Source organism: Pseudomonas rhizoryzae (assembly GCF_005250615.1).
Lineage (GTDB): Bacteria > Pseudomonadota > Gammaproteobacteria > Pseudomonadales > Pseudomonadaceae > Chryseomonas > Chryseomonas rhizoryzae.
In genome coordinates, this window is record NZ_SULM01000001.1 from 229848 (window position 1) to 249193 (window position 19346).

The 19346-nt window shown below is 65.8% G+C and carries 19 protein-coding genes; 5 read left to right on the forward strand and 14 right to left on the reverse strand.

Features of this window, described 5'->3' with window-relative positions; translation table 11 throughout:
• Nucleotides 1-86: 86 nt before the first annotated feature.
• Both FAZ11_RS01045 and FAZ11_RS01050 read right to left on the reverse strand, forming a co-directional pair.
• Nucleotides 87-638, reverse strand: a complete 552-nt coding sequence (locus FAZ11_RS01045) for a peptidylprolyl isomerase (RefSeq protein WP_058767477.1) — start codon at nt 636-638, stop codon at nt 87-89.
• A gap of 66 nt (nt 639-704) precedes the next feature.
• The gene (locus tag FAZ11_RS01050; RefSeq protein ID WP_058763987.1) at nt 705-1595 is read right to left on the reverse strand and encodes a LysR family transcriptional regulator; all 891 of its coding nucleotides are present in this window, start codon (nt 1593-1595) and stop codon (nt 705-707) included.
• A gap of 171 nt (nt 1596-1766) precedes the next feature.
• Here FAZ11_RS01050 and FAZ11_RS01055 point away from each other — a divergent pair, with 171 nt between their 5' ends.
• The 3 genes from FAZ11_RS01055 to rarD all read left to right on the forward strand — a co-directional run bounded on the left by FAZ11_RS01055 (nt 1767) and on the right by rarD (nt 4191).
• Entirely contained in the window at nt 1767-2360 is a 594-nt protein-coding gene (locus FAZ11_RS01055; protein WP_058773383.1) for a DUF3060 domain-containing protein, read from the forward strand.
• A gap of 74 nt (nt 2361-2434) precedes the next feature.
• Nucleotides 2435-3286, forward strand: coding sequence for an EamA family transporter (locus tag FAZ11_RS01060; protein ID WP_058767474.1), 852 nt, complete (start codon nt 2435-2437; stop codon nt 3284-3286).
• Nucleotides 3283-4191, forward strand: a complete 909-nt coding sequence (gene rarD, locus FAZ11_RS01065) for an EamA family transporter RarD (RefSeq protein ID WP_058763981.1) — start codon at nt 3283-3285, stop codon at nt 4189-4191. Before FAZ11_RS01060 ends, rarD begins: the two co-directional genes overlap by 4 nt.
• On the opposite strand, the gene FAZ11_RS01070 is transcribed toward rarD, so the two are convergent.
• Genes FAZ11_RS01070 through puuE form a run of 4 tightly spaced genes read right to left on the reverse strand, consistent with a single transcriptional unit; the run spans nt 4188 to nt 7133 of the window.
• Nucleotides 4188-4688, reverse strand: coding sequence for an ureidoglycolate lyase (locus FAZ11_RS01070; protein WP_058773384.1), 501 nt, complete (start codon nt 4686-4688; stop codon nt 4188-4190). The two genes, rarD and FAZ11_RS01070, sit on opposite strands and share 4 nt — an antisense overlap.
• On the reverse strand, nt 4685-5692 hold the full coding sequence (alc, locus tag FAZ11_RS01075) for an allantoicase (protein WP_058773385.1): 1008 nt from the start codon (nt 5690-5692) through the stop codon (nt 4685-4687). Before alc ends, FAZ11_RS01070 begins: the two co-directional genes overlap by 4 nt.
• Before the next feature lie 23 nt (nt 5693-5715).
• The gene (gene uraD, locus FAZ11_RS01080) at nt 5716-6228 is read right to left on the reverse strand and encodes a 2-oxo-4-hydroxy-4-carboxy-5-ureidoimidazoline decarboxylase (RefSeq protein WP_058773386.1); all 513 of its coding nucleotides are present in this window, start codon (nt 6226-6228) and stop codon (nt 5716-5718) included.
• Nucleotides 6225-7133, reverse strand: a complete 909-nt coding sequence (gene puuE, locus FAZ11_RS01085) for an allantoinase PuuE (RefSeq protein ID WP_058773387.1) — start codon at nt 7131-7133, stop codon at nt 6225-6227. Before puuE ends, uraD begins: the two co-directional genes overlap by 4 nt.
• Nucleotides 7134-7351: 218 nt before the next feature.
• Between puuE and uraH the strand changes: the two genes are divergently transcribed.
• On the forward strand, nt 7352-7723 hold the full coding sequence (gene uraH / locus FAZ11_RS01090) for a hydroxyisourate hydrolase (protein ID WP_058773388.1): 372 nt from the start codon (nt 7352-7354) through the stop codon (nt 7721-7723).
• Between the two features lie 54 nt (nt 7724-7777).
• Here the strand turns inward: uraH and FAZ11_RS01095 are convergent, their stop codons facing one another.
• Together FAZ11_RS01095 and FAZ11_RS01100 are read right to left on the reverse strand one after the other, a co-directional pair.
• Nucleotides 7778-8773, reverse strand: a complete 996-nt coding sequence (locus FAZ11_RS01095) for an SGNH/GDSL hydrolase family protein (RefSeq protein ID WP_193557161.1) — start codon at nt 8771-8773, stop codon at nt 7778-7780.
• 430 nt (nt 8774-9203) lie between these two features.
• Nucleotides 9204-9527: an ArsR/SmtB family transcription factor gene (locus tag FAZ11_RS01100; protein WP_058763966.1), complete on the reverse strand. Its 324-nt coding sequence runs from the start codon at nt 9525-9527 to the stop codon at nt 9204-9206.
• Nucleotides 9528-9619: 92 nt separating this feature from the next.
• Here FAZ11_RS01100 and FAZ11_RS01105 point away from each other — a divergent pair, with 92 nt between their 5' ends.
• The gene (locus FAZ11_RS01105) at nt 9620-10717 is read left to right on the forward strand and encodes an NADH:flavin oxidoreductase/NADH oxidase (RefSeq protein ID WP_137279343.1); all 1098 of its coding nucleotides are present in this window, start codon (nt 9620-9622) and stop codon (nt 10715-10717) included.
• A 52-nt stretch (nt 10718-10769) separates the two neighbouring features.
• On the opposite strand, the gene FAZ11_RS01110 is transcribed toward FAZ11_RS01105, so the two are convergent.
• The 6 genes from FAZ11_RS01110 to xdhA all read right to left on the reverse strand — a co-directional run bounded on the left by FAZ11_RS01110 (nt 10770) and on the right by xdhA (nt 19285).
• A complete protein-coding gene (locus FAZ11_RS01110; RefSeq protein ID WP_058773391.1) occupies nt 10770-11816 on the reverse strand; it encodes a M48 family metallopeptidase in 1047 nt (348 codons plus the stop codon).
• Nucleotides 11816-13153: a YjgN family protein gene (locus FAZ11_RS01115; protein ID WP_058773392.1), complete on the reverse strand. Its 1338-nt coding sequence runs from the start codon at nt 13151-13153 to the stop codon at nt 11816-11818. Before FAZ11_RS01115 ends, FAZ11_RS01110 begins: the two co-directional genes overlap by 1 nt.
• Nucleotides 13154-13286: 133 nt before the next feature.
• Nucleotides 13287-14591 (reverse strand): guanine deaminase, encoded by a 1305-nt coding sequence (gene guaD, locus FAZ11_RS01120; protein ID WP_420849657.1) that lies wholly within the window; start codon nt 14589-14591, stop codon nt 13287-13289.
• 38 nt (nt 14592-14629) lie between these two features.
• Nucleotides 14630-15457: a xanthine dehydrogenase accessory protein XdhC gene (xdhC, locus tag FAZ11_RS01125; RefSeq protein WP_058773393.1), complete on the reverse strand. Its 828-nt coding sequence runs from the start codon at nt 15455-15457 to the stop codon at nt 14630-14632.
• On the reverse strand, nt 15454-17853 hold the full coding sequence (gene xdhB / locus FAZ11_RS01130) for a xanthine dehydrogenase molybdopterin binding subunit (protein WP_058773394.1): 2400 nt from the start codon (nt 17851-17853) through the stop codon (nt 15454-15456). The genes xdhC and xdhB overlap by 4 nt, the downstream gene beginning before the upstream one ends.
• Nucleotides 17846-19285, reverse strand: a complete 1440-nt coding sequence (gene xdhA, locus FAZ11_RS01135; RefSeq protein WP_058767461.1) for a xanthine dehydrogenase small subunit — start codon at nt 19283-19285, stop codon at nt 17846-17848. Before xdhA ends, xdhB begins: the two co-directional genes overlap by 8 nt.
• Nucleotides 19286-19346 lie beyond the last annotated feature (61 nt).

The window sequence follows — 19346 nt, forward strand, 5'->3', positions numbered from 1 at the left end:
GAGACAGCGTCTGGCGTCGCTGAGAAGGGACCTCGCCACTCGAGCTAGGCGGCCTCCAGCAGGCGCGCCCAGCCGGACGGGTCAGCTCACAGCCTTTTGGCAGCGAGAATTATGACCGGTTCACGGGGAATGTCGCGCAGCATGCCCTGGCGGATAGTCTGGACGCCGGCGATCTGGTCGACGACCTCCATGCCGCGTACGACCTTGCCGAACACGGCGTAGCCGAAATCCCGCGAGCCGTGGTCGAGGAAGGCGTTGTTCTCGACATTGATGAAGAATTGGCTGGTGGCAGAGTTGACGTCCGAAGTACGGGCCATGGCCAGGGTGCCGCGGAGGTTCTTCAGGCCGTTGTCGGCTTCGTTCTTGATCGGCGCCTTGGTGCGTTTTTCCTGCATGTCACGGGTGTAGCCGCCGCCTTGGATCATGAAACCGGGGATCACGCGGTGGAACAGGGTGCCCTTGTAGAAGCCGCTGTCGACGTAGGCCAGGAAGTTCGCCGTGCTGACGGGCGCCTTGTCCGCATTCAGCTCGACCTCGATGTCACCCTTGTTGGTGCTGATGAGCACATGTGGATTGTCCGCGGCCCAGGCGGTGGAGGCGAGGAGCAGGGCACAGGCGGCAAGCAGGGCTTTGAACATGTTGGATCCTTGAATAGGCAGATACGACTGGCGAACGATAGCAATCCGGCCGGCACCCCGCCATGGTCAGCGGGGCAGGGCGTGGTTGCGCAGGAGATTCATCAGAATCTGCGAAGCCGGTCCGAGTTCGTGTTGGCGGGTCTTGTACAGCTGGAAGGGGTGGAAACGCTGCGCCCCCTGTTCCAGCGGCAGCAGCTTGAGCAGGCCCTGGTCGAGATCGGTCTGGATGGCGTCCCGCGGTAGCCAGGCGAAGCCCAGGCCGTCGCGCAGGAAGGTGGCGGCGGTGCTGATGCTGCCCACCGTCCAGCGCTGTTCCGCGGCCAGCCAGCCGGCATCCCGGGGTTGGGCGCGGCCACTGTCGCGGATGACGATCTGCAGCTGTTCTTCCAGATCGGTAGTCACCAAGGGCCGCCGCAACAGATGCAGGGGGTGCTCAGGGTGGGCGACGGCGACGAATTCCACCGTACCCAGGGCGGCGCCCAGGTGTTCGGCGATCACCAGGCCGGTGATCGCCAGGTCCGCCGAGCCGTCCAGCAGAGCCTCCTCCACGCCGGAGAGCACCTCTTCACGCAACCGCACCCGGCAGCCGCGACTCTGGGGCATGAATTCACGCAGGCAGAGCAGCAAGGGGCGGGTAGGGTAGGCGGCGTCCACCACCAGCCGTACCTCGGACTCCCAGCCCTGCTCCATGTGATAGGCCAGCTCCTCCAGTTGGCTGGCCTGTTGCACCAGCCGGCGGGAGCGCCGCAGCAGCACGGCGCCAGCATCGGTCAGTACGGCGCGCCGTCCTTCCAGGCGGAGCAGGGGCACGCCGAGCTGCTCCTGCATGCGCGCCACGGTATAGCTGACCGATGACTGGGAGCGATGCAGCACTTCGGCTGCCTGGGCATAGCCGCCATGGTCCACCACCGCCTGCAGTGTTCGCCATTGATCGAGGGAAACGCGAGGAGTCTTCATTGAACGCTTCGTGAACGCGAAAGGGCGCATGTTAGAGCCTGGCGAGCCAATGGGAAAACGCGGCGTATTTCACGGGATGAAAAAAAGTGGGGTGCCGGGCCAAACGCGCTGCCGAGGTTGCTTTCCAAGCTAGCCGATGAGTTTCCCCTTTAGGCAGGACAAGGAGTCACCATGTCGTCATCCAAGGCATTGCTGGGTTGCTGGCTGCTCGTCGCTCCGCTGCTGGTCCAGGCCGAAGAGTCGGTGGCCGCGGCCGGTGAGCCCATCGAGATCGAAGGGCTGAATCTGACCCGTACTCTCGACTGCCAGGGCCGGGACGTGTCGCTTTCCGGTGAGGGCAATACCCTGACGCTGAAAGGCCAGTGTGGCGAAGTCACCGTCTATGGCAGTCATCATCGGCTTATCGTCGACAGCGTTCGATCTCTGAGCATCCATGGCCTGGGCAGCGTCACCACGGTCAAGGGCGCGGTGGCCCAGCTGAGCATCGGCGGCGGTTACCAGCAGGTACAGGCCAATGTCCGGGGCGGCAGCGAGGGCCTGGCCAAGGTCGACGCCTATGGCTACGGCGCCAGGGCGCGGCTGACGCTGCTGAGCCAGGCCGATATCGCCGTAGGTGGTTCCAATCAGCAGGTGTACTGGTCGCGAGCGGCCGGCGTGGCCGAACCCAAGACGCTGGTTTCAGGTGCCGATAATGTCCTGCAGGCCAATCAGTCGGTGGCGTCGATCACCGGTGGTGATGCGTCCGGGATGAATGCCACGCGCTGAGCCAGTCCGCCACGGGGCTTTTCCTCCAGCGACGGGCGCGTTAAGGTCGCGCACCTTTTTCGTGCGCCGTCGCCATGCCTTATCTCTTGCTCGTCACCCTTATCTGGGCGTTTTCCTTCAGCCTGATCGGTGAGTATCTCGCCGGTCGGGTCGACAGCGATTTCGCCGTGCTGGCCCGCGTGGCCATTGCCTTCGTGCTGTTCCTGCCCTTCACCCGCTGGCGTGGGGTGCCGGGGCGCTTCGCGCTGGGCCTGATGGCGGCGGGCGCCTTGCAATTCGGCATCACCTATCTTTGCCTGTATCGCAGCTTCGCCGTGTTGACGGTGCCCGAGGTGCTGCTGTTCACGGTGCTCACGCCCATTTATGTGACGCTGCTGGACGACGCCTGGCAGCGTCGTTTCCGTTTCTGGTCGCTGCTGGCTGCGGTCGTGGCGGTGGGTGGCGCGGCGCTGATCCGTTTCCAGGCGCTGACGGGTGACTACCTACTGGGCTTCCTGCTGCTGCAGGTGGCCAACCTGACCTTCGCTGCCGGCCAGGTCCTATGCAAGCACCTGGGCCATGCCTATGCCGGACAGGGGCCCTTGCATCGTTATTTCGGCTTGTTCTTCCTCGGTGCCCTGCTGGTGGCGGGGGTGTCGTTCCTGCTGTTCGGCAATCCGGCACGCCTGCCCAGTACCCTGCTGCAGTGGGGCGTGCTGGTCTGGATGGGCGTGTTCGCCACGGCGCTCGGTCTCTACTGGTGGACTCTCGGCTCGCTGCGGGTCAACGGCGGCACTCTGGCGATCATGAACGAGGCCCATGTGCCGGCGGGGCTGCTGGTCAGCCTGCTGATCTGGCAGCACCCGGCCGACCTGCCTAGGCTATTGCTGGGCGGCGGAATCATCCTGCTGTCGCTGTTCATCAATCGCCAGGGGCGCAAGGCATGAGCGTGCTGTCGGGCAAAGGGCTGGGCCTTTCCGTGCTGTCGTCGGTGCTGTTCGCGCTGATGCCAGTGTATTTCACCTGGCTGGCACCCTTGGATGGTCTGCAGGTGGTGGTGCTGCGGGTGATCTGGTCACTGCCGATGGTGCTGCTGCTGGTGGTGTTGCTCCGGGAAGGGGCGGCGCTGCGGGCAACGCTCAAGCGGCTGGTCCGCGAGCCCCGACTGTGCCTAGCCATACCAGTAGCGGCGCTACTGATGGGCATTCAATGGTGGGGTTTCGTCTGGGCGACCATGAACGGCGAAGCCATGGCCATGTCGCTGGGCTATTTCCTGCTGCCCCTGGCGATCGTGCTGACTGGACGGCTGGTCTATGGCGAACGCCTAAGGCCCTTGCAACGCCTGGCGGTGGCCTGTGCGCTGCTGGGCGTGATCAACGAGGTCTGGGTGACTGGGGCACTGTCCTGGGTCAGCCTGCTGCCGGTGGTGGGCTATCCGCCATACTTCGTGCTGCGCCGCTGGATGGCGGTGGATGCGCTCTCCGGCTTCGTGTTGGAGATATGCTGCCTGCTGCCGTTCGCCCTGCTAGCCCTGCACTGGTTCTCGCCGAGCTTGGCCTTGCAGCAGGCGCCCTGGTTGTGGGTGCTGTTGCCGGGCCTGGGGCTGCTCAGCGCCATCGCCTTCGCCGCCATGTTGGCGTCCAGCCGACTGCTGCCGCTGAGTCTGTTCGGCATCCTCAGCTATGTGGAACCGGCGCTGCTGGTGTTCGTGGCGCTCTATATCCTCGGTGAGCAACTGCCTGCCGGAGCGATCTGGACCTACGGCCCGATCTGGCTGGCGGTGGCCTGGGTCTGCCTGGACAGTGCGCGCCTGCTGCGCAAGCAGTTGAGGCGCGCACCGGCCAACCCTTAAAGCGCCAGAGTCGGGGTCTCGTCCGCGGCGAAAAAGTGCTCGTCGCAGTTGGGGAGCTCGCCACTGCGGTCGACGATGAGGAAGTCATCCTCGTCGTGCAGGGCTAGGACCGGGTGGTGCCAGACCCCCGCATGGTAGTTGATGCCTTGGCGGCCATCGGTGCGGAAGACGCGGATGGCCTGGGCATCCGGCTGCGGCGCCGGGGGCGCCACCACCACCAGGAAGGGCTCGCCGCACAGGGGCACGAAGGCTTGGCTGCCATGGGGATGGCGTTCGAGCATGGTGATGGTCAGTGGGTATTCCAGGCGCCGGGCGCGGAAGATGCTGATGATGGCCGCGCCATCGGCCGGCCCGGTCTCGACCCGGGCCAGGGCGTGGAATCTCTGGGTCGAGCCGTTGTTGATGGGAAACCAGTCGCGCCCCTCGGTCTCGATGACGTCGCCGAAGGGCGCGAAGCCCTCGGCGGTCAGGGGTTCGATGACGAGTTGGCGGCTCATGCCTGGCCTCGCGCCACCTTGCCGAACAGCCGCAAGCGGCTGACGCCGCCGTCGGGGAAGATGTTCAGGCGGACGTGGGTGATGGGGCCGAGATCGCGCACCTGCTCGCGGAAGCTGTGTTCCTGGTGCATCTGCAGCTTCTGCGAGGGCAGCAATTCCTTCCAATACAGGCTCTGGGTCTCGATCTGGCCGTCGGTGCCGCCACGCACATAGGCGCCCTGGATCTGGCAGCTATCCGGGTAGTTGCCCTTGAAGTGCAGGGTGTCGACCAGGATTTCCTCGACGATACCGGCGTGGCCCAGGGCGATGATCACCCAGTCGTTGCCGGGGGTACGACGGCGGGCGGTTTCCCAGCCATCGGCCATGCTGCTGGCGCGGCCCGGATTGAGGATGTTGCTCATGCGTCCGTAGTGCTCGTCGTTGCAGGCCAGGGCGCGACCGCCATTGAGGGCGGCGGCGAGATCCAGCACCTCGTCTTCGGCCTGGGCCGACCAGTCACGGTGGGGAATGCCATAGACGCGCAGGCGGGCCACGCCACCGTCGGGATAGATGTTCAGGCGCAGGTGGGTCCAGGGGCGATCATCGCTGATGGCGTGGTAGTGATGGCTGTTGCCCTGCATCTCGATGGCTGGCAGTACCTCGGTCCAGGCGGCGTCGGCGGCCGGATCACCCTCGGCGCAGAAGCAGGCTTCCAGGGAGGCGGAGGGCGGGTAGTTACCAGTGAACCAGCGGGTATCGATGTCGACGCCCTTGATCGAGCCGGGTACGCCCAGGCGGATCACCGCATGGTCATAGCCCTCGAAGCGCTTGCGGCGCGACTCCCAGCCATCCATCCACTTGCCGTTGTCGTCGTAGACGCCTTCCTTCCACTCCGGCTCATGGGGCTGGAGCATGCGGTCGGCGGCGGCGAACCAGTCGTCGGTAACGCTGATGACGCGGGTGCCGAGGCGGGCGTCGGCGAGGTTGAGATACTTCTCGAAGGGCGCGGCGTAGGTGCGTTTCATGGGGTGCTCTTGTGGGGATGAGGTCAGAGGGTCTGCAGACGGAAGAGGGCGATGCGGTCGATCTCGGCGAGGGCGCGCTGGAATTCCTGCTCCGGGGTGTTGGGCAGGCGCTCCTCGAAGGCCGCGAGGATCAGGTGTCGGTTGCTGCCCTTCACCGCCATGATGAAGGGGAAGCCGAATTTCTCGCGGTAGGCGTCGTTGTAGCCGGTGAAGCGGGCCAGCTCGTCCGGTGTGCACTGGTCCAGGCCGGCGCCGGCCTGTTCGCTGGTGCTGGCAGCGGTCAGCTCGCCGGCCAGGGCGGCGCGGCCGGCGAGATCCGGGTGGGCCTGGATCAGCGCCAGTTGCTCCGCGTGGCTGGCCCGGGCGACCTGGGCGGACAGCCGCTGGTGCAGGGCGTCTACGGTATCCGGCAGGGGCTGGCCTTCATCGAAGGCGCGCTCGGCGACCCAGGCGGAGTGCTCGTAGATGCCGCCGAAGGTCGTGACGAAGGCGGCGCGGTCCAGTTGGCTCGGGGTCAGGGTCTGGAAGGTGCTCATGCCGGCGGATGCTCCTTGTGCCAGTGGCGGGCGATGTCCACCCGGCGGGCGAACCAGACGCGCTCGTGGCTCTGGGCGTATTCCAGGAAGCGCTTGAGGCCTACCAGGCGGCCGGGGCGGCCGATCAGCCGGCAGTGCAGGCCGATGGAGAGCATCTTCGGCGCGGTGGCACCTTCTTCGTACAGGGTGTCGAAGGCGTCCTTGAGGTACTGGAAGAATTGCTCGGCGGTATGGAAGCCCTGTACCTGGGTGAATCTCATGTCGTTGGTGTCCAGGGTGTAGGGGATCACCAGGTGCGGCTTGCCGGTGGGGGTGTTGGGCTCCCAGTAGGGCAGGTCGTCGTCGTAGGTGTCGCTGTCGTAGAGGAAGCCGCCTTCCTCCATCACCAGGCGCCGGGTATTGGGGCCGGTGCGGCCGGTGTACCAGCCCAGGGGACGCTCTCCGGTTAGTTCGGTGAGGATTTCGATGGCGCGCTGCAGATGGGCGCGCTCCTCGGCTTCGTCCAGGTACTGGTAGTCGATCCAGCGATAGCCGTGGCTGCAGATTTCATGGCCAGCCTGGACCATGGCGCGGATGACCTCGGGATGGCGCTCGGCGGCCATGGCCACGGCAAAGATGGTGAGCGGGACCTGGTGCTTGGCGAACAGCTCGAGGATGCGCCAGACGCCGGCGCGGCTGCCGTATTCGTACAGTGACTCCATGGACATGTTGCGCACGCCCTGCAGCGGCTGGGCGGCGACCATCTCGGAAAGGAAGGCTTCGGACTCCTTGTCGCCGTGCAGGATGTTGCGCTCACCGCCTTCTTCGTAGTTGAGCACGAAGGACAGGGCGATACGGGCATCGCCCGGCCAGCGGGGATGGGGTGGCTGGGCGCCGTAGCCGATAAGATCGCGGGGATAGGTCATGGAGGGGGCATCCTGGCAGTCGAAAGGTTTTGTATACAATGTTTGAAGACCTTTGCCGAGTCCCAGCAAGAATCTTGCCTAACTGGTCAGACCGGTCTGAGCGCAAAAAGCGCTTCTGTAGGCACTTATGCCAGAGCGTGCGGGCTGAAGGCAGTGTTGTATACAATCCAAAGGTCAAAAACTGTTAGCCTGGCCCGACCTCTTTCAGGAAATACGCCATGTCCGCTTCGACTTCTGCTGGATACCTGACCACTCACGTCCTAGACACCGCGGGAGGCCGTCCTGGCGCAGCGATCGCCGTGCGCCTGTACCGCCTGGCGGACGGGGCGCGGCAAGCCCTCGGCGAGTGGCGGACCAACGCCGATGGCCGGGGCGATACGCCGCTGCTGCAAGGCGAGGCCTTCCAGCAGGGCGTCTATGAGCTGGAATTCGAGGTGGGGGACTACTATCGGCAACTAGGCGTGACGTTGGACGAGCCTGCCTTTCTCGATACGGTGATCTTGCGTTTCGGTATCGCCGATGAGGCGGCCCACTATCACGTCCCCCTGTTGGTATCGCCTTACGGCTACTCGACCTATCGTGGCAGCTAGTCATTCCTGCCCCGATGCGGTGCGTTCTGCCAGGGTCGGCACTAGGGTAGGGCGTTAGTGATAGATCGGCTCTGCCGTGGCTCTCGCCGCAGTCATGAGCTGGGGCTTGGAGTGGACGGCGCTGCCCGGCCAAGTCTGGGCGATACGTTCCAGTACCACCTGCGCCAGCATGCTGTGGGTGCGACTGGCGAAGTGTCCACGAGCGCCGAAGATGTAGGCTTGATCGGCGCCGGGTTCTACGTAGCTGTCCGGTTCGCAGAATTCGCGGCCGGGTAGGCAGGCATCGCCGTCGGCATGGGTGAAGCCATAGTTGCCGTAGTGCGCATAGATCTCTTCCATCACCCGATAGGCGTCCACCAGCAGCAGGCGATCACCGGCCGGAAGATTGGCCTGTAGGGTGTCGTTATAGAGGCGTACCAGCTCGTGGTTGCGCTCCGCGAGTTCGGGTGTCCAGGGTTCGAGGTAGGGGGCCTTGCCGTAGTCCGTGTTGTTGAGAACCACCAGTCGCTGGGCGCCCAGGCTCAGGAGATAGCGCAGCAGCTTGACCTCGTTCATGGCTGCATGGCGAATCCGCGCGTCGATCTGCTCGCGGACATCCGGGGGGAGAGGGACGTCGGCCATCAACGCGGCCTTGAGCTTCTTGTCGTAGAAGGGGCCGATGATGTCATTGCCACCGATCTGCACCAGCACCAGATCCTGCTGGTGGAAACGACCATGCTGCATCTCGAAGTTACGGATTTGCTGAGAGAAGGCCAGTGGCGCTTCGTTGTGGTCGAAACCGGGCTCGGTGAAGCTGCCGGTCACGGCGCCGCCTTCGGCGTAGCAGAGCCCATCGGGATCCGCCGGGCCATCGTGGCCATAGCCTTCAACCTGCCGATTGGGACCGAGTTCTATGCCGTAGGCTTCGGCGATTTCCTGGGGGTAGGTGCGGCCGGGGTTGGTGGCGTAGATATGGCCGAAGGTGCCGCAGTCCATGAGGCTGTCACCGAAGGCGATCACCCGCTGGATGCCCCTGGACTCCGCTACCGGTTCCGGACTGGGAACTAGCACGAGCAGCGTCGCGACCCCTGCGAGAGCGCTGGCCAATGCCCAATTCTTGCCCATGGTCGACCTCCCGACAGCACTTCTTTTGCGTGCCGCCACCATCTTTTGCAACCTTCATACCGGGAGAGGGGGAAAAGCCGCCAAGAGTTCCCCTAGCGTTCTAATAGAGCAGTTTCCAAGTGATGACAAGCGCCTCCTGGGAGGTTGTCGCGGGATAGGCAGCAGCCGTCGTAAAGCGGAGCCTGAGATCTACCGCCCGATCCGGAGGAGCTTGGTGGGGTGATGCCGGGGAAACGCGACGGCGCCCTGGCGGAGTACCGGGATGTAAGGAGGTTGCAAGCACGGAAGCGCCGATTCGCAGGTCACGACGGACGGCTTCCCCTGTCACCTCGTAGGCGCTGACGTGGAAAGCCGCAGAGCACTTGCGTGCGCCGGGTCAGGCCGATTCGGTGGTCGTAACGGGCGACTGCGCCAGGATCGCCGCCATCAGCCCGGGAAAGCGCAGATCCAGGTCTTCGCGACGCAGCTGGTTCATATGTGTGGTGCCGGCGTTACGGGTGTGCACCAGACCGGCGTCACGCAGGACGCGGAAGTGGTGCGACATGCTGGACTTGGGCCGGCCGCCGTCCAGCTCGCCGCAGGTAGCCTCGGCGACCCGCGCCAGGTAGCGGACGATATCCAGGCGCACCGGATCGCTGAGCGCGTGGAACAGGCGCTCGAGGGAGAATTCGTCAGGACTGGGATGTTTGAAAGGGCGCATGAGCCAATCATACACCGGGGGTTGGCGATCATGCTATGTTCGATTAATATCGAAATAACGAAACAACAGTCGCCTCAAGGGAGACCGCTCAGATGTCCGCATTGTTCCAACCCTTTACCCTCAAGGACGTGACGCTGCGCAACCGCATCGCCATTCCGCCCATGTGTCAATACAGCGCCGTCGACGGCGTGATCAACGACTGGCATCAGGTGCATTACGCGGGTCTGGCGCGCGGCGGTGCCGGCGTGGTCATCGTCGAGGCCACGGCCGTGTCGCCGGAAGGTCGGATCACCCCCGGCTGCGCCTGTATCTGGTCCGATGCCCATGCCCAGGCTTTCGTGCCGGTGGTGCAGGCGATCAAGGCCGCCGGTTCGGTGCCGGGTATCCAGATCGCCCATGCCGGCCGCAAGGCCAGCGCCAATCGTCCCTGGGAAGGTGACGACCATATCGCCGCCGACGACAGCCGCGGTTGGGACACCATCGCCCCGTCCGCCGTGGCCTTTGGCGCCAACCTCCCCAAGGTACCCAAGGCCATGACCCTCGAGGACATCGCCCGGGTCCGCCAGGACTTCGTCGACGCCGCCAAGCGCGCCTACGAGGCCGGTTTCGAGTGGCTGGAGCTGCACTTCGCCCACGGCTACCTGGCGCAGAGCTTCTTCTCGGTGCACTCCAACCAGCGTGACGACCAGTACGGTGGCGATCTGGCCGGCCGCAGTCGCTTCCTGCTGGAAACCCTGGCCGAGGTCCGCAAGGTCTGGCCGGAGCACCTGCCGCTGACCGCCCGTTTCGGCGTCATCGAGTACGATGGTCGTGATGAGGAGACCCTGTCCGAATCCATCGAGCTGGCCCAGGGCTTCAAGCGCGAAGGCCTCGACCTGCTCAGCGTCAGCATCGGCTTCTCCACCCCGACCGCCAACATCCCCTGGGGCTCGGGCCTGCTGGCGCCCATCACCGAGCAGGTGCGCAAGGCCACCGGCCTGAAGGTTGCCTCGGCCTGGAACATCGACACCCCGGCCCTGGCCAACCAGGTGGTGGCCGACGAGCAACTCGATCTGGTGATGGTGGGCCGTGCTCACCTGGCCGATCCGCACTGGCCCTATTACGCGGCCAAGGCCCTGGGCGTGGACAAGCCGTCCTGGGTGCTGCCGGCGCCCTATGCCCACTGGCTGGAGCGCTATCGCAGCAGCTGAGTCAGTCTTTGCCTGGAATGAAAGCCGCCCTTCGGGGCGGCTTTTGCTTGGGTCATTGCAAGGCTTGCTGGCGTTCGGCGGTGCTGGGGTGGGTGGAGAGATAGCTGGCCCAGCGACCATCTGGCGAGGCGTCGGGGCATTCCTCGCTAGACTTACAACCGTTGGCACGTTCCAGACGCTCGAGCAGGGTGGTCAGCCTACTGGCCGGGATGCCCTGGGCGGCCAGCGCCTGGGCCGCGTAGCGATCCGCTTCGTATTCGAAGGCGCGGGAATAGCCCAGCTCGGTGAGTACGATGGGAATGGCCGAGACGCTGGCGCTGACCGAGGACACATCGCCGGTGACTACCATGATGACTAGCCCAAGGCTGGAACTCTGCAGGACATGGCGCAAGGCATGGCGACGCGCCAAGTGGCCAAGTTCGTGGGCCAGTACGGCGAGCAGTTCGTCGTCGTGTTCGGCGAGCTTCACTAGTTGATCCGTGAAGATCAGCGTCCCCGACGGCAAGGCCAGGGCGTTGGCGCCCAGGCTGCGGGCGGCGTCGCGAAAATGGATGTCCACGTGCAGGTTGGGATCCGTCGCCTGGGCGAAGGCCAGGAAGCGCGAGCGCAGGGCCTGTTGGCGGGCCGGGGACAGGGTAGAAGGCTTGAGTGCGCCTTGGTCGAGCAGGGCTAGGGTACCGTCGCCCAGATGGGTGCCCACGCTGGCGGGCAGCCTGAAGGCGAGCGTTTTGGCTAGCGCCGGGATGCCGTAGCGGATACCGCCCCCGGTGAAGATGACCGCCAGGACGAGCGCCAGGATGACGAAGCGCCAGCTCGACTCCAGACGATGGACCAGCCCTCGATGCCCTTCGGTGCCGCGCAACAGGGTATCGATCGCATCGTTATGTGCGGTCTCGAAGCGGCCGGCGCCGGGAAAGTCGAGGAAGCGTGGCGTGTTGCCCAGGCGGGATGACAGCTTGATCACCGCCACTGGACAGGGACCCGCTAGAACTTGCCCGTCTTCTGCGTTCACCGACCACTGGTCTGCGTCCACCTCCAGGTGTGCTGGGACGCGCCGGGAGGTACCGCCATCGAAGAACCAGCCCGTCAGCTCGGACATCACAGACCCAGATCCACACCGAAGAGCTCAGCGGCTTCGCCACCGGTCGCCGAGGCGCTGCCACTTTGATCGGCAATGAAGGCCTCGACATCGCCCTTGGCATCCAGGGTGATGTGCTCGGCGGCATAGCGGGCGGTGCGCACCCTAGCCCAGGGGTAGAACAGGCCCAGGGTCAGCAGCAGGCCGATCAGGTTGGTCAGCACCAGCAGGCTGTAGGAGGCCAGGCCATAGTGGGCGCTCAGCCGGACCACGCCGAGCCGGGCGCTGCGATAGTACAGATTGGTCATGGCGACCTTCATATAGACGAAGATCAACTGGTAAGTCAGCAGCATCACCAGGACCGACGCAATGTGCGAGCCGGCCAGTGTGAAGGCGATATTGGCGGCCAGGCCGCCTACCGCCAGGGCGATGATGACCAGAGCGATTTTGTAGTAGCGACGGACGCCGGCTTGGAAGCTGAAGCCCTGGGTGCCGAAGCGGCTGTGACTGGCGACGAATGCCTGCTGCCGCTGGAGTGCGACCGGGTAGAGGATGCCAAGGGTCAGGACGGCGAGCAGTGGCCAACCGGCGAAGACCTTGATGGCTTCGCCCAGGCGCGCCTCGAAGCCGAAGCGGACGCCCCGCCAGGCAGAATTGTGATGATGGAAGCTGAGGGCGCGAACTACGATCCAGGGGGTGGCGACCAGCAAGAGCAGGCCCGCGAACAGCTTGATCATGGGGAGGTAAAGGCTGGTGATGTAGTAGCCGGCCAATACGGCGACCATCAGCAGACGGCCCTTGAGGATGGCGCGCGGGTCCGCCAGGTATTCGAAGGCGTTACCGTCGAGGCGGGTGTTGCCGTAAAAGTATCTCAGGGTGCGGACCTTGGCCCAGGCAGAGTAGATGCCCAGGGTCAGGACGCTGAGGACCAGGTTTACGATCCAGATGCGGAAGAACTCGCCACCCTGGCCGTGGAATTCAAGGGGGAGGCGGCGGGGCTCGTCGTCTCGTGCCTGGGGGCTGGCCTGGATCGGCACTGCAGGCGGTTGCTGGGGGGCGAATGTCAGAGGTGCCGCCGGATTGGCCACCGATAGATGACTCGCGAGAGCCTCCTTGGCTTCGTCCGCGGAGCTTTCCAGGCGAGCCAGGGCGCCTATCTTGCCCAAACGCTGGATGTAGCCTTCGGCTTCCTCGCGTGCGATGCCGCGCTTGATGATGACACGCTTGGTGCTGAACAACTGCTCCAGACGTTCGCTGCTGACGCCGTAGACGTCGATGAATCGCCGCTTGACCTGCTCCAGCTCGAAGCCTTCGACGATCTGACCGGAAAAAACCACGCTATAGGTTGGACTGGGCATCTACGCATCCTTTCGTAGGGGATTCAGTGCCGAGACTATAGCTAAGGTGCCCAAGCGAAGCGGTATTCGTGGAGGATATGCGGTCGTAGAGAATTACCGGACGGCCATCCCCTGGCCGTCCGCGCCAGGATGATCAGGTATCGCGGCTATGCACCCGGCGCCCCGCTGCATGGGTTTCGCGCACCACGCGGTCGTCGGCGAGGGTGGTGAGGACGAACAGGGTTTCCTCCAGGCTCTTGGATTGCTGCAGGCGGTAGTCCAGCAGCGGGGTGGCCTTGAGGTCGAGCACCACGAAGTCGGCATCGTGGCCGGGGGCCAGGCTGCCGATGCGGTCGTCCAGGCGCAGGGCGCGAGCGCCGCCGAGGGTGGCGAGATAGAGCGACTTGAAGGGATGCAGGCGGTTGCCGCGCAGTTGCTGCACCTTGTAGGCCTCGCCGAGGGTTTGCAGCAGCGAGAAGCTGGTGCCGGCGCCGACATCGGTGCCCAGGCCGACGTTGACCTTGAAGGCTTCCATTCGCTGGAGGTCGAACAGGCCGCTGCCGAGGAAGAGGTTGGAGGTGGGGCAGTGGGCCACCGCCGAGCCGGTGTCGTGCAGGCGCTGGCACTCGGCGTCGCAGAGGTGGATGCCGTGAGCGAACACCGAGCGCGGGCCGAGCAACTGGAAGTGGTCGTAGACGTCCAGGTAATGGCTCCGCTCCGGGAATAGCGCCTTCACCCAGTCGATCTCCTTGAGGTTCTCGGAGAGGTGGGTGTGCAGGTAGACGTCCGGGAACTCGGCCAGCAGGCGCCCGGCGGCTTCGAGTTGTTCCGGCGTGCTGGTGGGGGCGAAACGCGGGGTGACGGCGTAGTGCAGTCGGCCCTTGCCGTGCCAGCGCTGGATCAGCGCCTTGCTGTCGGCATAGGCGGATTCGGCCGTGTCCTGCAGATAATCCGGGGCGTTGCGGTCCATCAGCACCTTGCCGGCGATCATGCGCAGGTCGAGGCGCTCGGCCACCTCGAAGAAGGCATCCACCGATTGCGGATGGACGCTGCCGAACACCAAGGCGGTGGTGGTGCCGTTACGCAGTAGTTCGCCGACGAAGACCTCGGCCACCTCGGCGGCCTTGGCCGGATCGGCGAAGGCGCGCTCGGTGGGGAAGGTGTAGGTGTCCAGCCAGTCCAGCAGTTGCTCGGCGTAGCTGGCGATCATGCCGGTCTGCGGGTAGTGGATATGGGTGTCGATGAAGCCGGGGGTGATCAGGGCATCGCGATGCTCGATCACCTGGGTGCCAGCGGGCAGGGTGGGCAGCAGCTCGGCGGCCGGGCCCATGGCCTGGATGCGGCCGTCCTCGACCAGCAGCAGGCCGTCGGCGTGGTATTCGTAGGAGGCGTCCAGCCCCAACTCGGCCGGGTCGGCGAGGCTGTGGAGCAGGGCGGCGCGATGGGCGATGGCGGTCATAACGATCTCGGATAGGCGAAGCGGGGAAACAGGGGGAATCAGTTGGGCGCGACGGCATTGACCAGGCGCAGCGGGGTGTCCGCCTGTTGGGCCTGGCGGCCGTAGTGGGCAATGACTTCGCCGGCCACGGCGATGGCGATTTCCAGCGGCAGCTTGCCCTGCACCTCGGGCAGGCCCAGCGGGCAGCGTACCGCGGCGAGGCGCTCGGCGCCGTGGCCACGGGCCGTGAGGCGGTGGCGGAACTTGGCCCACTTGGTCTTGGAGCCGATCAGCCCGAAGTAGCCATGGTCGCCGCGGGCGAGGATGGCATCGGTCAGCTCCAGGTCCAGGGGGTGGTTATGGGTCATGACGATGTAGTAGGCACCGGCCGGCATCCGGGCGATCTCGTCGACCGGCTCGTCGGTGACGATCTTTTCGACGCCCGCGGGCAGCGGATCGGGAAACTCCTGGGGCCGTGAATCGACCCAGCGCACCGCGCAGGGCAGACCGGCCAGCAGCGGCACCAGGGCGCGGGCGACATGGCCGGCGCCGAACACCACCACCGGTACCTCCTGGGCCAGCAGCGGCTCGAACAGCAGGGTGGTGACGCCGCCGCAGCACTGGCCGAGGCTGGCGGCCAGGGAAAAACGCTCCAGGCGCGGCTGGCGGCTGCCGGCCGCGAGCAGTTCCCGGGCGATCTCCACGGCGCGGTATTCCAGGTGGCCGCCGCCGATGGTCAGGTGCTGCTCGGTTCGACCCACCAGCATCTTGGTGCCGGCATCGCGGGGCGTGGAGCCCTGTTCATTGGCCACGGTAACCAGCACGCAGGGTTCGCCGCGCGCCTCGAAGTCCGCCAACAACGCCAGCCAGCCGCGTTTCGGGGTCATGCCGGTTCCTCCGTGGCGGTCAAAGGTACGGCCTGAGTCTCGGCGGCCAGGCGGCGCATCCGCTCCACGCCCCAGAGCACCCGCTCGGGGGTGGCCGGGGCGTCCAGAGCCGGGTGGAAGCGGTAGTCCGCCACGCTGGCCACGGCGTCCTGCAGGGCGCACCACACCGAGATGCCGAGCATGAAGGGCGGCTCGCCCACGGCCTTGGAATGGAACACCGTGGCTTCGGGATTCTTGCGATTTTCCACCAGCCGCACCCGCAGGTCCGGCGGCACATCGCTCACCGCCGGGATCTTGTAGGTGGAGGGGCCGGCGGTGAGCAGCTTGCCGGCGTCGTTCCACACCAGTTCTTCCATGGTCAACCAGCCCAGGCCCTGGACGAAGCCACCCTCGACCTGGCCGATGTCGATGGCCGGATTCAGGGAGGCGCCGACGTCGTGGAGGATGTCGGTGCGCAGCAGCCGGTACTCGCCGGTGAGGGTGTCGATCAGCACCTCGGAGCAGGCGGCGCCGAAGGCGTAATAGTAGAAGGGCCGGCCGCGCGCCTGGTCGCGGTCGTAGTGGATCTTGGGCGTGCGGTAGTAGCCGGTGCTGGAGAGCGACACCTGGCCGACGTAGGCCAGCTGGATCAGCTCCTCGAAGGTGAGCAAGCGGTCACGCACCTTGACGTGGCCATTGCGGAAGTCGACCTCCTCGGCCCCGACGTGGAAGTGCCGGCTGGCGAAGTCGATCAGGCGATCCTTGATGGTCTGGGCGGCGTTCTGCGCGGCCTTGCCGTTGAGATCGGTGCCGCTGGAGGCGGCGGTGGGCGAGGTGTTGGGCACCTTGTCGGTGTTGGTGGCGGTGATCTGGATGCGGCCGATGTCGACCTGGAAGACCTCGGCCACCACCTGGGCGACCTTGGTGTTCAGCCCCTGGCCCATCTCGGTGCCGCCGTGGTTCAGGTGGATGCTGCCGTCGGTGTAGACGTTGACCAGGGCGCCGCCCTGGTTGAGGAAGGAGGAGGTGAAGGAGATGCCGAATTTCACCGGGGTCAGCGCCAGGCCCTTCTTCAGCACCGGGCTGCTCTGGTTGAAGGCACGGATGGCCGCGCGGCGCGCCTGGTAGTCGCTGCTGGCCGCCAGGTCCGCAGTCATCTCGTCGAGCAGGTTGTCTTCCACCACCTGGTGGTAGTGGGTGACGTTGCGCGTCTCCTTGCCGTAGTAGTTGCGCCGACGCACCTCCAGCGGATCGAGGCCGCGGTGGCGGGCGATGGCGTCCATGACGTTCTCGATGGCCAGCATGCCCTGAGGCCCGCCGAAACCGCGATAGGCGGTGTTGGAGGCCAGGTGGGTCTTGCATCTATGGCCGGTAACCTGGGCGTTGCCGAGGAAGTAGGCGTTGTCGGCATGGAACATGGCGCGGTCGATGATGGCGTTGGACAGGTCCGGCGAATAGCCGCAGTTGCCCGCCAGTTCGAAGCGGATGCCCAGCAGGCGACCGTCATCGTCGAAGCCGACGTCGTATTCGACATGGAAGGGATGGCGCTTGCCGGTCATGTGCATGTCTTCGCAGCGCGGCAGGCGCATCTTCACCGGGCGTCCGGTGAGGCGCGCGAACACCGCGCAGAGCGCCGCCGGCATGCCGGCCTGACTCTCCTTGCCGCCGAAGCCGCCACCCATGCGCCTCATGTCGACGGTGACCCTGTTCATCGACACCCCCAGCACCTCGGCCACCTGCTTCTGCACCTCGGTGGGATTCTGGGTGGAGGAATAGACCAGCATGCCGCCGTCTTCGGTGGGCATGACCGAAGCCACCTGGGTTTCCAGATAGAAGTGCTCCTGGCCGCCGATGGCCAGTTCGCCCTGCAGACGGTGAGGCGCGGTAGCCAGGGCGGCGGCCGCATCGCCGATGTGGTGGCTATGGCTCGGCGAGATGAAATGCTCGCGTTTGAGCGCTTCCTTGACGTCGATGATGGCTTCCAGCGGCTCGTATTCGACGATGGCCGCCTGGGCCGCACGGCGGGCGGCGTCCAGGCTGCTGGCGGCGACCGCCAGGACCGGCTGGCCGAGGTACTGCACCTCGCCATCGGCCAGCAGCGGATCGCCGGGCAGCACGGCGCCGATGTCCAGCTGACCGGGTACGTCGGCGGCGGTGATGGCCAGGGCCACGCCGGGTATCCCATAGCAGGGTGATAGATCGATGTGCTTTATCCGCGCATGGGCGTGCTCGCTCATCCGCGCATAGACGTGCAACTGGTTGGGGAATTCCAGGCGGTCGTCGATGTAGAGGGCTTCGCCGCTCACATGCTTGTCGGCGCTCTCGTGCTTGAGCGGCTTGCCGACACCGGCGGCCAGGCCCGCGGCGAAGGCGGCGGCCATCTCCTCGGGGGTACGGACGGGGAGGCTGCTAGACATGGGCGGTGACCCTCGTGGCGAGCGTGGGCTGGGTGGTCTCCAGATGACATTTGCGCAGCAGGTTCTGCGCCGTCAGCAGGCGGTATTCGCGACTGGCGCGAAAATCCGACAGCGGGGCGAAGTCGTTGGCCAGCGCCTGGGCGGCGCGTTCGATGGCGGCGGACGTCCAGGGCTGGCCCAGCAGCGCCTGCTCGCAGTGGGCAGCGCGCTTGGGCGTGGCCGCCATGCCACCATAGGCGATGCGCACGGCCGCGACCCGGCCCTCGTCGAGTTCCAGGGCGAAGGCGGCGCAGACCGCGGAGATGTCGTCGTCGAGGCGCTTGGACACCTTGAAGGCGCGGAAGATGAGGCCCTCACGCGTCCGGGGCACTCGCACGGCCTGGATGAATTCGCCGGGCTCCAGGGCGGTCTTGCGGTAGTCGAGGAAGAAGTCATCCAAGGCCAGCTCGCGCAGGCGTTCACCCTGGCGCAGCAGCAGGCTGGCACCGAGCGCCAGCAGCAAGGGCGGGCTGTCGCCGATAGGCGAGGCATTGCCGATGTTGCCGCCCAGGGTGCCCTGGTTGCGGATCTGCAGGGAGGCGAATCTCTGCAGCAGGGCGCCGAAGTCCGGATAGTCGGCCGCCAGGGCGGCGGCGCAGTCGGAAAGGGGCGTGGCGGCACCGATCTCGATGCTGTCGTCGGTGACGGTCACGCCGCGTAGCTCAGGTAGGTTGCCCAGGTAGATCAGGGTCTCCAGGCGGCGATGATTCTGGGTGACTTCCAGGGCCAGGTCGGTGCCGCCAGCCAACAGCCGGGCCTCGGGATGGGCCTGGTAGAGGGTGGCCAGTTCGGCGAGGGTAGTGGGGCTATGACTGCGGCTGCCCGCGCCTTCGAGACGGGTCGCGGGCGCGGGGGCCAGGGCTCTCAGCCGCTCCAGGGTCTGCTGCTCGCGGGCATCGAACTGGTCCGGCTGACGGCTGGCGCAGGCCTGCTCGGCGGCGGCCAGGATCGGCCGGTAGCCGGTGCAGCGGCAAAGATTGCCGGCCAAGGCCTCGTGGGTGGCAGCGCCGTCCGGCGCGGCGACGTTCTTCTGCAGGGCGAACAGCGACATCACGAAGCCCGGGGTGCAGTAGCCGCACTGGGAGCCATGGCAGTCGACCATGGCCTGCTGCACGCCATGCAGGCGGCCCTGGTGCTTGAGGTCTTCCACGCTGATCAGTTGTTTGCCGTCCAGCGCCGCGACGAAGGTCAGGCAGCTGTTGACGGTGCGATAGCGCAAGCGGTCGCCATCCGGCTCGGCGAGCACCACGGTGCAGGCCCCGCAGTCGCCGGAGGCGCAGCCTTCCTTGGTGCCGGTCTTGCCGCAGCGCTCGCGCAGGTATTGGAGGACGGTGAGATTAGGGTCGAGCTGCTCTTCGACGCGCAGCTCCTGGTCGAGTAGAAACCTGATCAAGGCCGCTCTCCGCTTGGGGTCATGGATGAATCGATGGTGAGTAAAGTTGACCGATAGGTCA

Excerpts from the sequence above, each read along its gene's own strand:
- FAZ11_RS01045 (WP_058767477.1), bottom strand. The coding sequence starts at position 638 with ATGTTCAAAGCCCTGCTTGCCGCCTGTGCCCTGCTCCTCGCCTCCACC.
- FAZ11_RS01050 (WP_058763987.1), bottom strand. The coding sequence starts at position 1,595 with ATGAAGACTCCTCGCGTTTCCCTCGATCAATGGCGAACACTGCAGGCG.
- FAZ11_RS01055 (WP_058773383.1), top strand. The coding sequence starts at position 1,767 with ATGTCGTCATCCAAGGCATTGCTGGGTTGCTGGCTGCTCGTCGCTCCG.
- FAZ11_RS01060 (WP_058767474.1), top strand. The coding sequence starts at position 2,435 with ATGCCTTATCTCTTGCTCGTCACCCTTATCTGGGCGTTTTCCTTCAGC.
- rarD (WP_058763981.1), top strand. The coding sequence starts at position 3,283 with ATGAGCGTGCTGTCGGGCAAAGGGCTGGGCCTTTCCGTGCTGTCGTCG.
- FAZ11_RS01070 (WP_058773384.1), bottom strand. The coding sequence starts at position 4,688 with ATGAGCCGCCAACTCGTCATCGAACCCCTGACCGCCGAGGGCTTCGCG.
- alc (WP_058773385.1), bottom strand. The coding sequence starts at position 5,692 with ATGAAACGCACCTACGCCGCGCCCTTCGAGAAGTATCTCAACCTCGCC.
- uraD (WP_058773386.1), bottom strand. The coding sequence starts at position 6,228 with ATGAGCACCTTCCAGACCCTGACCCCGAGCCAACTGGACCGCGCCGCC.
- puuE (WP_058773387.1), bottom strand. The coding sequence starts at position 7,133 with ATGACCTATCCCCGCGATCTTATCGGCTACGGCGCCCAGCCACCCCAT.
- uraH (WP_058773388.1), top strand. The coding sequence starts at position 7,352 with ATGTCCGCTTCGACTTCTGCTGGATACCTGACCACTCACGTCCTAGAC.
- FAZ11_RS01100 (WP_058763966.1), bottom strand. The coding sequence starts at position 9,527 with ATGCGCCCTTTCAAACATCCCAGTCCTGACGAATTCTCCCTCGAGCGC.
- FAZ11_RS01105 (WP_137279343.1), top strand. The coding sequence starts at position 9,620 with ATGTCCGCATTGTTCCAACCCTTTACCCTCAAGGACGTGACGCTGCGC.
- FAZ11_RS01110 (WP_058773391.1), bottom strand. The coding sequence starts at position 11,816 with ATGTCCGAGCTGACGGGCTGGTTCTTCGATGGCGGTACCTCCCGGCGC.
- FAZ11_RS01115 (WP_058773392.1), bottom strand. The coding sequence starts at position 13,153 with ATGCCCAGTCCAACCTATAGCGTGGTTTTTTCCGGTCAGATCGTCGAA.
- guaD (WP_420849657.1), bottom strand. The coding sequence starts at position 14,591 with ATGACCGCCATCGCCCATCGCGCCGCCCTGCTCCACAGCCTCGCCGAC.
- xdhC (WP_058773393.1), bottom strand. The coding sequence starts at position 15,457 with ATGACCCCGAAACGCGGCTGGCTGGCGTTGTTGGCGGACTTCGAGGCG.
- xdhB (WP_058773394.1), bottom strand. The coding sequence starts at position 17,853 with ATGTCTAGCAGCCTCCCCGTCCGTACCCCCGAGGAGATGGCCGCCGCC.